Raw genomic sequence first — 14729 nt, 5'->3', positions numbered from 1 at the left:
CGGCGCGATCCATGTCAGAACTGGTAGATCACACGCGCGCCATACGCCGGCTGCGCACTTCCAAACCCATCCGGGCGATGGATCGCCCAGCCGGCAAACGCATCGATGCTGGCACCGAACCAGCCCCCGCGCAGACCCACCGCGCCGCCCACCAGACTGCGGCCGCGCAGGCCGCTGGCACTGGTGCCATCAATGCGACCGGCATCCAGGCCCAGGTACGGTGTCAGCCCGATCTGCTGGATCGGAAAACTCAAGGTGTTGCGCCAATACGCGCCTTTTTCCGCGCCCAAGGTCGCTTCGCCATCGAAGCCACGCACGCTGTAGCGGCCCCCGATGGTGACGAACTCCGAGCCAAGCAACAGCTCGCCTGCGGTTTGCGCACGCAGGCTGCTTTCCCACGCCATCGGCACCGGTCCCAGCTTGAACGGCATGGCGGTGCTCACGTCCAGCGTGGTCACGCCATAACGGAATGTCGGGAAGCCGATCTGCGGGTCGTAACCGGTCCACTGGCTGTTGAACCACGGCGTGCCACGCCGATGCGCGATACGCACGTCCAACTGCATCGTCCCCAGATAGCGGCGATGGGTGACGTAGAACTCCGCGCTGCTGGTATCGCGACGCTGGATGCCGATCTCCACGCCATCCAGATAACTGCGCGCACGCCGCCGGCCAACCGTGACACCGGCCGAGGTCTTGCTGGTGCCGTTGCGATGCAATACGCGCTGGATATCCAGCTGCGCGTTGCTGGATTCGCCGCTGGACTGGAAGGTCTGCAAAAATCCGTCCACGCGCTGGTGGTAGCGGTACGACGAGGCCGACAACGCAAACGTCCACCAGCCCCATGGCAGGCTGTAACTGAGACTATTGCCGCGCGTGCCGCGCTCTTCGTCGCGCGTGGCCAGGTCATGGCTGTAGCCGACGCTGAGCAGATCGTTGAGCCCCAGCGGGTTGTCCAGCGAAAAATCCAGCCCGCTCTGCACGCGCCCGGTGGCTTCCACGCCAGAATCGTCGGCATTGGCCACGCCGCGCCAGCGCCGACCATGCTGCAAGGTGATGACCAGATCCGATTCGCCCGGTGCCTCGCCCGGCGCGATGTCGATCTTGGCGTCCTGCGATGGCAGTCGCTTGAACTGCTCCACCGCCTGCTCGATCGCACGCAGGTCCAGCAGGTCGCCATGCCGTAGCGGCAGCGCGCTCTTCCAATGTTCGCCGCCGGTGTCGGTAACCACGCGCACCGCACGCAAGCGGCCGGGCATCAGTTCGAAACGCAGTTCGCCGCGCGAAAGATCCTGTTCGGGCACGCCGATGCGGGTGGTGACCAGACCGCGCGCGACCAGTTGGTCCAGGGCGCGACGGCGGATGATGTCGATACCCGCGCGACCGATGCAGCGGCCCTCATAACGACGCAGCGAGGTCCACAACCAAGCAAAGCGTGCACCGTCGTTCCCTGCACCGGCCAGGCGCACGCGGGCGATCGGGAAACATAGTTCCTCCTTTGGCAGCACGGTGCTGCGCGCATCCACGCGCTCGGCATCCTCGCGCGGGCCGGCGAAGGGTGCTTGTCGCTCCTGTTCCTGACGCCGCTGAATCTCCTCGGCCTGGCGCAATTGCTCCTGGCGATCCAGCGTTGTCGGTGCTGTTTGTTGTGCAGCCGCCAGCCCGGCGACAGCCCATAGGCAAGCCGCCAGCGCCATTGGCGCCGAACGCATCCACATTTGTCCTGCCCCCTGTCCGGCGGGCCGCGCTTGGGCGCCCCGTCGCTCACACCGCCATGCCCGGCCACCAAGACGGCGACGCAACCTTCAGCACAACGAACGCGGCGCAACTGTGATGGAACGTTAAGAACTGGTCAACGCGCTATGTAGGGGCCACCCTGTAAGAAAAACCCGACCCTTTCACTTTTGTGACGTAAATCACTTAAAAAGCGGGCGAAGATATCTCGGCCCACGCGCTCACTACCGAAGTCCGTTGCTCCCAAACTTGAAACATCCGGCAACGTGCCGCCATCGTAGACAACAGAGTAATTACCGTTAATGCATATCTAACTGCGACCAGCGTGGCAAATCAGCGGCGTAGTTGAGTGATGCCGGTCTGGTCAATCTTCAGGTCTTCGTGGCGCCGCTTTAAGGCAATTAATTAGGCAGGAAGATTGCCTTAAGGCATTTTTCGTGACTCAAGTCACATCTAAAGCGGACTGATCAGATGAAGATCGCGTTAAATTCGTGATGACGTAGGCTTTACAGGGGCATACGCAGTATCGCCAATCGTCATACGCCTGGACCGCTAATGCACTGCCTTTTCCCCCAGCTTTCGCAACCACGTGCGTCGCGGCCGTCCTGACCGCACGGGCGCACTCACTCCTCTGCTCAGCCTCGCTTTGATCGCCGCAGGTGTGCCCCAGGCGCACGGTGGTGAAGTGCGGCCGAACGGGGTGACTGACGCCTCCACCGCCCTCACTCCCATGCAGCAGGCTGAGCAATTGCGCGGCCAGCAGCGCCATGCGGATGCCTTGGCCATCTACGAGCGCGTACTGCGTGCGAACCCGCGGGACCGTGGCGCCTACACCATGCGTGCGATCACGCTAAGCGACCTCGGCAGCGCACAGCTCGCGGCAGAGGCCATGTGGCGGCATCCGGACTGGTTTTCGCAGCAGGAGCGCGAGCGCATCGAAAACGATCGTGTCGCCCGCATGATCGGCTGGGCCAGCGCCGAGCCCATCGATGCGGCGCACCGCTATGCCGAGACCGATCAGGCCCTGGTCAATGTCGCCCGCATCGAACGCGAATCACCGCCGACGCTGACGTGGGAAGCCACGCGGCTGCGCGTCGACAGCCTGGTCGCGCTCAACCAGCGGCAGCGCCATCGCGACGTCGTGGCCAACTATCAGGCGTTGAAAGCAGAAGGTATTGAGGTTCCCGCCTATGTGCTGCCGACGGTCGGCGATTCGCTGATGGGCCTGCGTCGCCCGGCCGAGGCCGAAGCCGTGCTCCGGCAGGCCCTGCAGCACAATCCCGACGACTTCAATACGCAGCTGTTGCTGGGCTATGCCTTGCTCGAGCAGGAACGCTTCGACCTGGCGATGCCGCTGTTTGAAAGACTCGCGGCCATGCAGGCGCCGTGGCCGCGCCGCAACGGTGCCAGCAGCGGTTATGAAAATTGGGATCGCTTCAGCGCAGACATCGCCCTAGCCACCGCACGCTCGGCGGCCAACCACAATCGCGACGCAGACGCCCTGTTGCGCGAACGTGTGGCCATCGGCCCCGACAATGCAGAGCTGCAGGCGGCACTGGCCTCGATCGAATTCCGTCGCGGGCACCCGAGCGCCGCGTTGCAACGCAATGCGATGGCCTTGACGCTGGATCCGCACCAGAAACAGGCGCGCAGTGGCGTGGTCGAAGCGCAGCGCGATCTGGATCGCCTGGATCTGGCCGCAGCGACCTTTGCGCCGCTGCGCAAGGAATATCCGGATGACGCCGGCCTGCAGCGGCTTGGCGCCTCGCTGGAACGCCAACGCGGCTGGCAGGTACATCTCAGCCATGCGCGCGCCCGCAGCGACAACGACACCCTGACCAACAGCACCTCGCCGCTCGGCAACGACTTCGGCAGCACGCTGCTGGAAGCCGAATCGCCGCTGCTCGGCGAGCGCTGGCGCGTGGGATTGCGTGCACGCGACGATTGGGCCGATTTCCAGGACACGCGCGTGCGTTACCGCAGCTTCTGGCTGGGCACGCACTACCGCTACGACCGCCTGGATGTCAGCGCCTACGGCGGACGCGCGCTCGACGAATTCGATCGCGATGGCACCGCCTGGGCGCTGGATGCCGGCTGGCGGTTTTCCGATGCCTGGTACGGCAGCCTGGCCTGGCGCACACGCGATCCGGACGCCTCATTGCAGGCACGCCGTTTCGGCATCACTGGCGACAGCATCGGCGCCGCCCTGCGCTGGACACCCAACGACGAAAGCCGTTGGGAACTGCAGGCACGCCAGCTGCGCTACAGCGACGGCAATCGGCGCGATCAGCTGGATCTGTCCGGCAGCCAGCGCCTGTGGGCCAGCCCGCACGTGCTGCTCGATGGCCTGTTCACCGCTTCGGCCGGACGCGCCGAAGACGACCGCGCCGTCAATTACTTCAATCCGCGCCGCAACTCTGCGGTGGCCGCTGGCGTGCGCATCGATCAGATCGGCTGGCGTCGCTACGACTACGCCTTCCGGCAGCGGCTGGAGGTCACCGTCGGGCCGACCTATCAGTCCGGCTTCGGCAGCCAGTGGGTGCCCAGTGCGGCCTACCGGCACCTGTGGTCGCTGGGCGACGGCAGTGCGCTGAGCTACGGCCTGAGCTGGTCTCGCCCGGTCTACGACGGCCAGCGCGAACAACAACTTGGATTCGACCTGGATTTCCGATGGGGAGGTACGCCTTGATCCGCCTGCCGCTGTTGCTGGTCGCCTTGCTGCTGATGACATTCGCGTCGTCGGCGCAGGCGGGCCTGCTGGTGCTCAGCTACCACGATGTTCGCGACGACGTCGCCGCCAAGGGCGATCCCGATCGTTATGCAGTGTCCACCAGCAACTTCGCCGCGCATCTGGACTGGCTGCGTTCGCACGCCTACCACCCAGTGAGCGTGCAGCAGGTCCTGGATGCACGTGCCGGCAGGCGCGCCCTGCCCTCCAGGCCGGTGTTGCTGACCTTCGACGACGGCTTGCGCAGCGTCTACACGCGTGTGTTCCCATTACTGCAGGCTTATGGCTATCCCGCGCTGGTCGCACCGGTCACCAGCTGGGTCGAATTGCCGGCCGACCAGATAGTGCCCTACGGCCATCGCGATTTCACCCACGATGATTTCGTCACCTGGGCGCAACTGCGCGAAATGCAGGACAGCGGCCTGATCGAAATCGGCTCGCACAGCGATGATCTACACAAAGGTATCCCCGGCAATCCATTTGGCAATCAGACCCCGGCAGCGGTCACCCGTCGTTGGGAGGCAGGCAAGGGCTATGAGAGCGAAGCGGATTATCGCCAGCGCATCCAGACCGATCTGCGCCATAGCCGCGACGCCATCGTGGCGCATCTGGGTAAACCGCCGCGCGCCATGGTGTGGCCGTATGCCGCCTACAACCGCGCCAGCAACGCCATTGCCGCGCAACTGGGCATGACGCTCAGCTTTGACCTGGAAGGCCGTTCGCACGAAGCCGATATCGGCCAACAGGGCCGCGACCGCGTAGACGGGCAATCGCTGGCCAGTCTCGGCCGCCTGTTGTTGTTCAACAACCCCGATGTGCGCGACCTGGCCGGCGAACTGCGACGCGATCTGTCGCGCGATGGCCTGCGTGCGATCCAGATCGATCTGGATTACGTCTACGACCCGGACCCGGCGCAGCTGGCACGCAATCTCGACATCCTGGTCCAGCGCGTCAAGGACATCGGCCCCAGCCATGTGTTCCTGCAGGCCTTCGCCGACCCGGATGGCGATGGCGCAGCCGATGCGCTGTACTTCCCCAACCGGCATCTGCCGATGCGCGCGGATCTGTTCGGGCGTGTGGCCTGGCAGCTGCGCACCCGTGCCGGCGTGCGCGTGTTCGCCTGGTTGCCGGTGCTGGGCTTCCATCTGCCCGACGCGCAGCAGCAGGCGGCGCTGCAGATTCGCGGCAAGGACCCGAAGGATGTGCCGCGCCTGGATCCGGGCAATCCGCGCACGCATCAGCTGGTCGCCGACATCTACGAAGACCTGGCCGCCAACACCTACTTCGAAGGCCTGCTGTTCCACGACGATGCCTATCTGCGCGACGACGAAGTGCCTGCCTACGGCAATGGCGATCCTGCCACGCGCACGCAGCAGCTGATCGGCTTCACCCAGGAGCTGAAAGCAGCCGCCGAACGCTGGCGCCCCAAGCTGGTGACCGTGCGCAACCTGTTCGCGCAGCCAGTGCTGCAGCCGCATAGCGAGGCCTGGTTCGCGCAGCGCCTGGACGCATTTGCTTCGGCCTACGACTACACCGCGCTGATGGCGATGCCGTACATGGAGCAAGCCAACGACCCACAGCAGTGGTTGCAGCAGCTGGCGCAGCGGGTCGGCCAGCAGCCGCATGGTTTCGAGAACACCATTTTCGAACTGCAGACCGTGGATTGGCGCACCGGCAAGCCCTTGCCGGAGGGCGTGCTGCTCGAACACAGCAAGTTGCTTCTGGCTGCGGGCGTGCGCCACCTGGCGTACTACCCCGACGACTTCATCGGCGGCCACCCGTCTCTTCCCGAAGCGCGCGAGGCCATGTCGGCTCGGCAATTCCCATATATCGAGCGGTAGCCGATGACGACCAGCCTCCTGTTGGGCGCCCTGTTCAACTTCGCGTTTTTCTATCCCATCATCATGGCGTTCTTCTGGATGATCGGAGGCACGTACTACTACCTGCGACGCGAACGCGGCACACCGGGTCCCTCGTCGCCGCCACCGTTGGCCAGCGAGCCGTTCGTGTCGTTGCTCGTGCCCTGCTACAACGAGGCCAAGCATGTCGGCGAAACCATCGCCGCGATGAGTGCGCAGAACTACCCGGACTTCGAGATCATCGCCATCAACGATGGCAGCAGCGACGACACCGCCCAAGCGCTCGACGATCTCACCCACCAGCATCCGCGCCTGCGCGTGGTCCATCTGGAGCAGAATCACGGCAAGGCCAACGCGCTGCGCGTCGGCACGCTGGCGTCGCGCTCGGACTATCTGGTGTGCGTGGATGCCGACGCCATCCTGGACCCGAACGCCACCCGCTGGATGGTCGGCCACCTGATCTCCGGCCCGCGCGTCGGCGGTGTCACCGGCAATCCCCGGGTGCGTAACCGCACCACGCTGATGGGCCGCATGCAGGTGGGCGAATTTTCCGCCATCGTCGGTTTGATCAAGCGTGCGCAGCGTGTTTACGGGCGGCTGTTCACCGTGTCGGGCGTGATCTGCGCGTTCCGGCGGTCGGCGCTGCATCACGTCGGCTTCTGGTCCGACAACATGGTCACCGAAGACATCGACATCTCCTGGCGCCTGCAGCTCGACGACTGGGACATCCGCTACGAACCCAACGCGCTGTGCTGGATCCTGATGCCGGAGACCTTCCGCGGCCTGTGGATGCAGCGCCTGCGCTGGGCGCGCGGTGGTGTGGAAGTGCTGCTGAGCCATGGCCGCCGCGTGCTGTCCTGGCGCAGCCGACGCATGTGGGGCGTGCTGCTGGAATACGCGCTCAGCCTGGCCTGGGCCTACACGATGCTCTTCATCATCGTGCTGTGGCTGCTCGGCAAGGTCATCCCGCTGCCGCCTGCCCTGTACGTCGACACCATCCTGCCGCGTTGGCATGGCCTGGTGCTGGCGGTGGTGTGCCTGATGCAGTTCGCCACCAGCCTGGTGATCGAACGCCGCTACGAAAAAGGCCTGGCGCGCCAGTTCTTCTGGGTGATCTGGTATCCGGTCGCCTTCTGGATGATCGGCATGCTCACTGCCGTCATCGCCTTCCCCCGTGCCCTGCTCGCGCGCCGCAGCAAACGCGCCCGCTGGAAAAGCCCCGACCGAGGAATCCAATGACACCGCCCATCATCAACCTGCCGCAACGCCTCGGCCGCTCGCGCCGACTCGCCTACGGCGCCGCCACCGCCGGCGCCTGGATGGTCTACTTCTATCTGTGGGCACCGCTGGCAACGCTGATCGCCTGGTTTTTCGGCCTGCGCAGCGCCTACACGGAGCTGTATCTCAAGCACAACGCGCTGGATCCGTTCGCACTGGGCGCCCTGCCGGTAATCGCCCTGATGAGCGCCATCACCACCGTCGGCTGGGCCGAGTACAACCGCATCCGCTTCGCCAAGGCCGATCAACGCAAACGCCGCCGCACCGTGCTCGAACCGGAAGTCGATCAACGCCTGGGCGTCCCCGAGCAACTCGGCAGCCTGCTGCGCCATAGCCGCATCTCCTCGGTGGCGATGGACAAGTTTGCAAGGCCGGTGGGAGTGCGAGTGGTTAGGCATCGGTAGGCTGGATGACGGTAGCGCAGCGTTTGCTTCAAAGCCTTTTATGTCTGCTGCAAACAGCAAACCGCTTTACTCCTCTACAACCACTAGAAATTTGATGACTTCGTCACTTTATCCAGCCCCGCTGCAGTTAATCCTATACCAACATTTCTGCATCGCCAGTTACCTGAAAAATGCTCTGATAACTTGTTACCTCAGAAATAGATGAATAGCCATACTCGCACCATCTTTTTACGATGATCGCTTCGATAAAAGCCAGCATCAGCTCCAATTGAAAAACCAACGTCACAACTATAAATATCTCAATCTCGAACAGACCCCGTAATTAGCCAAGCCAATTCTCATCCCATTACCTAAAAATTCGATTTCACTTAAAACCATATCAAACTGCAAAAGCTAGAAGGCTAGGATGACTCATACAGTCAGGAGTGAAATTTAATCACCACATCATCCTAACTAACATGTTCAGCTGACCAACAGCCCCTCCCTAATCAGCCCTCTCCAAATAATCAAGAGATTGACTTGCCTCATCAATTAATTTTTTAGCAGATTCGTTAGGGCGAATTGCATATGAATGCCTTGCTGCTTTAAGCGATTCTAATAACATTGCACGCCTTTCTTTATTATCATTACTCCTCCTAGCCTCCGCAGATAGCCTTGCTGAATAATAATATAACTCATCCGCATCTCCAAGCAACCTTGCCTTAGCCCTCCACTTTTCACTGGCCTCTTCATTTCCCGAAGTAGCATCATAATGCGCTATAAGAAATTTTACTGCTGCCAGATCACCAGAATCAGCTTGCCTAGTCAGACGTTCTAATTTTGAATCTGAAACAATAAAAGCATCACTTGGACTTTTAGTACCGCAAGCGGCTAACAAGATCATCAGAAATAAATAAATGTTTTTTTTCATTATTTCCCAACTTGAGGCATTGGGCGAAATGGAGTGTATTGCCCAGGGTTTGAATAATCAGCTTTTCCTACTCCACCCACCCTTGGCATCGGACCAATAACTCCTTGCTTATTAAACCAAACTTGGGCATTTGGCGCATAAACGGTCACGCCAAGCCGATTAGCTAACTGTTGAGCAAACCCATTGGGATCTTTACCCGTGTTGCAAGATTTCAACCAAACAACATCCTTACGGTTCCAAGAACTATCCTCGATAATATCAGCAACCTGATCAGCACTGAATGCAAGGCCATACTTATTAAAGAAGGATGGACCGTTCACTGCATTCGGACCTCCATGCGCATAAATTGTCAAGATGCCAGGCCTGTCTTCATCAGCCCTAGCTCCCGAATAAATGACCGGATCTCGAATAGGGGAAATCCAAACCCACTTTTCCAGACCAAGTGGATCTTTAGAAAAGAGGGGATCGCCTTCGATGTATGAATATGTAGAAAATCCGCTATTTAACCCAATCGGATCGCTCTGAATATATCGCCCGGCGGCAACATCAAGGTCCCGAAAATAGTTCTGATTTAGCCCACTCATTGCATCGTAGCGCTGCCCTGGAAACCGCATATCCAACACGAAACCTGCACCATCTTGATCAGGATCTTGATTCGGCGCGGTATTCCCAAACGCCTCTCCCTTCAAATTCCAGGCCCACATGGCCACATTACGCGCTGGATCAACCACCACACGCGGGCTACCCAAGTGATCAGGCTCGATATAGGCCAGCTTGGCATCTGTACCGGTGACTCCCACCGGCATGTCATCCAGCCAGATCGCTTGCTGCAGTGGCTTGCCGGCATTGTCGTAATCACCCATCCAGTGGCCGGACTCGTCATAGAGCGTGTAAGTATTTGCAGTGCCTAGGAAGCGACGGATCTGCTCGCCCTTGCCGTTGTAACGGTACTCGCGTACCACTACGCCATTGCGCTTGGCTTGGCTCATGCGGCCGGTCACGTCGTAAACGAATTCGCGCTCGGTTCCGTTGATCGAAGTGGTATCGCCTACTGCATTGTAGACACGTGGTGTCGCACCTACTTTGGTCAGGCGATGACTGTTTACCTCATAGGTGTAAGCGACTTCGCCGGCTGCCGATTTACTGCTCTGACGGTTACCTGTTTTGTCGTAGGTGTAGCCATCCAGCACCGTGCCGGTCACGCCGTCTTTGAACTCGGTCAACCGGCCAAGCGGGTCATAGCCCAGCGTGACATCCGCAACAGTGCCGCCGGCCGGGGTCAGTTTGGACAGATTGCCGACCGGGTCGAAACCAAAACCGACATCCAGACCTCCGGCGCTCGTGTCCTGAATTGCTTTCGGGCGATAGTCCTGATCATAGGCGCGTGTCAGTACGCGGCCATTGCCATAGGTCCAGCCTGCGATCGGGCCAAGCGGCAGATAGCTGATGTTCTTCAACAGGATCTGGCGGGTACCTGCCGCGGGCGTATAGCCCACTTCTGTAACCTGCCCCAGCCTGTTGCGGACATAGTCCACCTTGGCGCCATCGGGATAGACCGCGCTGGTCAGGCGACCGGCTGCGGTGTAGGCATAGCGCAACGCCAAGGCCTTGCCATTGGTGGTCTGCAACTTACGCACAAGCTCACCGAAGCCGTTGTAGCAATAGTCTGTCGTCCCGCTGCTGTCCTTGATAGAAGCAAGGCGGCCTATTGCAAAGGTCTCTCCTGCCTGGCAACTGGCGGGCGCGGAATCGTAGGTATAAGTAATGTTGAAAGCGCTAGTCGGATAGCTCAGCTTGGTCAATCGTCCCAACGCGTCGTAGCTTGAACTGATTTTGACCCCGCGGGCAGTCGCTTCGAGTGTACGGTTACCGGCAGCATCGTAGCTGTAGGTCGTTGCGCCGGTATCCGGACTAGTCAGCTTGCTGAGGTCGCCGAGGCTGTTGTAATCGTAACGAGTAGTCAGACCCTTGGGATCGACTACGGCGGTAACGCGGTCCAGCGCATCCAATTGCTGCGTTGTCTCCACCGCCAGCCCGCCCACATCTTGAAGCGTATGTGCGACACGACGCAGAGGGTCCGGATCCAGCTGTGCCTTGCGCCCCAGCGCATCAGTCACTAAATTTAGATCACCGTTGAGATCATACGAAAAATCAGTCGGATTAGCAGACGCATCCGCCTGTGTCTGCAATTGCCCTAGCTTGTTGTAAATGCGAGTTAGAGTTTTTTTGACATTGCCGGACGGATCTTTGACATCTTCCTTCAGCCGATTTCCTGCAACATCCAGCGAATAATGCAAACTATTACCAGCACCGTCAGTTATGTCTGTCAAACGGTGCGCCGCATCATAGTCATACGTCACTACGTCGCCATCAGGCCCGATAACCTGACTGACGTTGCCTGTCTCGTCATACTTGATCATCGTTACACGATCCTGGGCAGAAGCACCGCCACTGGCATCGGATCTGGTGATCTTGGACGTCAGCCATCCGCGAGGCGAATAGCTAAAGTCAGTCGTGACCCCATTCGAATCGAGAACTCGTGCCGGCCTCCCATTGCTGTCATATGACGCATATGTGGTGACATGCCCTAACGCATCTGTGATTTGAAAGATGTCACCAACCCGGTGGCATTGCCCGCCTACCGTGCCACATCCAGATTCATCACTAGAGCTGAAATAGCGGTACGCCTTGACATCGCTCACATCTGTACGAGGCCCGTCTACCGAGAGAACCAAACCGACCTGCGGACAATTGACTGCGTCGACTTTTTCACAGTAGCTTGTGCGCCACTGACGGACGCCAGCAGGTGCATTTGCCGCGCTTCCACACACGTAGGAAACAGCTGTCGTCACAGCGGTGTTGATCTCGCAGCTGGCGGTCTGCAAACCGCTGACGTTGTAAGTCCATTTCGATTTCGCTTTGATTGCATTAGTAGCGTCAAGAACAGTTCGTTCAAGCGGTTCACGGATAGCCGTGTCCCAGACAGTATTTATAGTTCTCTGTTGCGCAGAGCCTACCGCATCAATCTGCTGCTGAAGCAAACCATTGGTATCGAAGCTGGTCTGTGTTTTGTTACCCTGAAAATCCATCGTAGACGCGATGTAACCATTCGCATCGTATGTAATGGCCTTGTACGGTTGATTGCATTGCGTGCCGCAAGGCAAACCAGAGCTTGCAAAGCGTATTGCGCCAGTCGCAGCATCAACAAACTTCAAGTAGCTACGCACACCTAAGGGGCCAATCACAGAAGAATTGACTATTCCATTAGTAGAATATGCATCGTAATCAATTTTCGTAGTGTCAACTCCACCAGCAAATGATGCAGAGGTTGCTTTTCTCGATGATTGATATGTGATCGTTTCATACCTAACACCTTTTTCATCAATTACGCCAGTCAGCACGCCAGGAAGCTTATTCCCCGCCGTAAAGCTGCTCTCATTGTAAAGATAGCCGATCGATTTTCCATCGGGGTATTTCACCGAAGCAAGGTACCCATTTGCGTCATATGAGTAAAACATCCTGCCTTTATCAGGTAGCGTTACTCCAGCCAATCTTGACGCACTATCGTAATCAAAGAGCATTTGCCGGCCGCTTCTATCGGCCACACTCAAAAGAATTCCGCCGCCCATACCTGTAGCATCAGGTAGACTATAGGTCAGTAAATACACCCTCTGACCTGCCTTATCGTAGACCTCCTGCAAGAGACCCTTTGCATCATAAATCTCTGTCTGCTGCGTCGCTGAAATCGCCAATGCGAAGCCTGCTCCGTCGGGCCGTTCGACAAGCGTCTCTGAGTAATCAGCACTAGCCTTCCATACTCCGTTAGTCAGCTGGAACGTCACTGAGCTTCCATCTGGACGATATGCATTGATCGCCTGCGTGTCAGTTACCGCGCTCGTGGAGCGCTGAATCTCCAGACTCCGATCAAAGAAATGGCGCCACTGCTGCCCCATTGAGGTCGAGGAAACCGACAACGAGCTGTTGTAAAATCGACGAAACACAAGACCACTCGGGTTATCGTAGTCTGTATCTTGACGATAAAAATTCCCTGTCGCGGTATTGATTGGATCGCCTTCAAAAACTGATCCAGGCTTGTTCGCCACGGCAGCACTATCACGGCTACCGCGTGGGCCAGTTCCGTCCCTGCCAGCGCCGAGACCGCCGCTACAGGGCATGCTGCAGCTGCCAAGATTCTTCTTTGGCGAGCCGACGGCATACTTTGTCGCTTCCACGAAATAGCCCAGTCCGGCTGGGTCATTGGGCCACATCACAAACGCGCCCGTTGTGGTTGCGCTATATTTGACAACTGGCCAAGATGAACAACCCTGAGGTTTCGACATGCAACCTTTGGTCATTTGCCCAACCAGCCACTCGGCGCCCGCGCTCGCCGAACCAAATGAACGACTTCCATAGATCGAATTGACGTAATACGGCGCGCCGTAGTAAGACGCAGCTATCACGTCAAATGACGTTACCGATAACAAACCTACTAGCATTAGAACGAACAGGCGGAAAGCCTTAATACCTTCCGATGGCATGATATTCACATCACTCTCCTTGTGATTAAATTTTAGTTTATCGAGTACTTGATACTAGCTAGGATAGATGTCAAAAATTTGACGATACTATGTACGCAGCCTACTGACCCGCTTGGCGCGCGTCAAGGCGTGCAGCGATGGTTGGATAGTGCGGCATGCCCGTGGCGGAGAGCTTCCACAGCACACCAATGCCGCCGCTTTTTGCCAACCCAACAGCCGCTTTGACCCTCCTTATCTTGCTACGTTACTTTTTCACAGGTGACGTCACGCTTACGCAAATATCCGCATCGACAACGGCCTCGCCAAGTGATCTTTGCCTCCAGCCCTCGAGATTGCGGCATGTGTGGCATTGCCGATCGCCTATGAATTTGCCGCCATGCCAGCGCAGGTTCAGACGAGCGCCCCGCAGATGCAGACATTCACTCCCACTGCGTTAACTGTTTCGACGAAACCGTCCTGGTGCAGTTCAGTGCCCCGCATTTCCCGAACGTCGTTGCCCTAAACTCGCACGATGGTGCCTTAGCTGGGGAACCTCTGCGCGACAAACCGGCCCCCGAGTAGCAAGGCAGGTACGCAACGAGCGCCTTCACCCCCTTCAACGCGCACCACAAAGATGCGAGCGCACCAGCCTTGCCAACGAACTAAAATTCTTGGCCAAACGCAGACGTAAGGTATAGAAGCTGAGAGCTATGCGGCGTAATAGCATTTCGCGCAGCGAGGTCATGATGGGCGGATTGGCAAAAACTGCATGTACGAGACACAGAGCCGTGAGCAAGCGAGTCAGTCCCATCCTAATGTGACCAATGCTGCCGGTGCAGCGCACCTTAAATGTTAGCCTGGTCAGAGCAACTTATCGCTTTGAGCCATCACAGACCTTCAGTCATTCCAAAGTCCTTAAGGCAGTACAGCAACATGTCCTCAACTAGGTAAATTCGTAATGTAAAGAAAGATTAGCTGCTATGCGCGGGATACCGACGAAAAAAGACGCTCGTCCCGGCAATTACGAAACTTCGTTGAGTTGATAGCGCTCCACGAGTTGATCTGCGAGTTTCGTAACTTTTATAGATCCATGCCGGCTCGGCAACTTTACTAAAACGCTAAGTGATTGATTCCTGGTGACCCCGGCCCGATTCGAACGGGCGACCTTCCCCTTAGGAGGGGGACGCTCTATCCAGCTGAGCTACGGGGCCAAGGTGGGCATTGTCGCACGATCGTTGCGATTGCCAAGCCGGCGGGTGGTGGGCGGAGCCTGCTAAAATCGGCGGCTACCCGTGTCGTGGG

The 14729-nt window shown here is 58.7% G+C and carries 7 protein-coding genes and 1 tRNA gene; 4 read left to right on the top strand and 4 right to left on the bottom strand.

The genetic code is table 11. From position 1 onward, the window contains the following. Positions 1-14: 14 nt before the first annotated feature. A complete protein-coding gene (locus AC06DU_RS09420; protein ID WP_478204219.1) occupies positions 15-1715 on the bottom strand; it encodes a ShlB/FhaC/HecB family hemolysin secretion/activation protein in 1701 nt (566 codons plus the stop codon). Positions 1716-2461: 746 nt separating this feature from the next. Here AC06DU_RS09420 and AC06DU_RS09415 point away from each other — a divergent pair. The 4 genes from AC06DU_RS09415 to pgaD are packed head-to-tail and all read left to right on the top strand — an operon-like array spanning position 2462 to position 8000. Continuing rightward, the gene (locus AC06DU_RS09415) at positions 2462-4420 is read left to right on the top strand and encodes a tetratricopeptide repeat protein (protein WP_478204400.1); all 1959 of its coding nucleotides are present in this window, start codon (positions 2462-2464) and stop codon (positions 4418-4420) included. Next, positions 4402-6300: a poly-beta-1,6-N-acetyl-D-glucosamine N-deacetylase PgaB gene (pgaB, locus tag AC06DU_RS09410; RefSeq protein ID WP_478204217.1), complete on the top strand. Its 1899-nt coding sequence runs from the start codon at positions 4402-4404 to the stop codon at positions 6298-6300. The genes AC06DU_RS09415 and pgaB overlap by 19 nt, the downstream gene beginning before the upstream one ends. A gap of 3 nt (positions 6301-6303) precedes the next feature. Beyond that, complete coding sequence (gene pgaC, locus AC06DU_RS09405; RefSeq protein WP_039527593.1) at positions 6304-7557, top strand: poly-beta-1,6-N-acetyl-D-glucosamine synthase; 1254 nt, start codon at positions 6304-6306, stop codon at positions 7555-7557. Next, on the top strand, positions 7554-8000 hold the full coding sequence (gene pgaD, locus AC06DU_RS09400; protein ID WP_478204215.1) for a poly-beta-1,6-N-acetyl-D-glucosamine biosynthesis protein PgaD: 447 nt from the start codon (positions 7554-7556) through the stop codon (positions 7998-8000). Before pgaC ends, pgaD begins: the two co-directional genes overlap by 4 nt. 484 nt (positions 8001-8484) lie before the next feature. Here pgaD and AC06DU_RS09395 read toward each other — a convergent pair whose 3' ends face one another. From AC06DU_RS09395 to AC06DU_RS09385, 3 genes are all read right to left on the bottom strand, one after another. Beyond that, positions 8485-8910 carry a hypothetical protein gene (locus AC06DU_RS09395; RefSeq protein WP_478204213.1) on the bottom strand — a complete coding sequence of 142 codons (426 nt, stop codon included), beginning with the start codon at positions 8908-8910 and terminating at the stop codon, positions 8485-8487. After that, entirely contained in the window at positions 8910-13448 is a 4539-nt protein-coding gene (locus AC06DU_RS09390) for a DUF6531 domain-containing protein (protein WP_478204398.1), read from the bottom strand. Before AC06DU_RS09390 ends, AC06DU_RS09395 begins: the two co-directional genes overlap by 1 nt. A gap of 1113 nt (positions 13449-14561) precedes the next feature. Next, positions 14562-14638, bottom strand: a tRNA-Arg gene (locus AC06DU_RS09385). Positions 14639-14729: the final 91 nt, after the last annotated feature.

Source organism: Xanthomonas sp. NCPPB 3200 (genome assembly GCF_056393585.1).
This window is presented reverse-complemented; position numbering and strand designations above follow the sequence as displayed.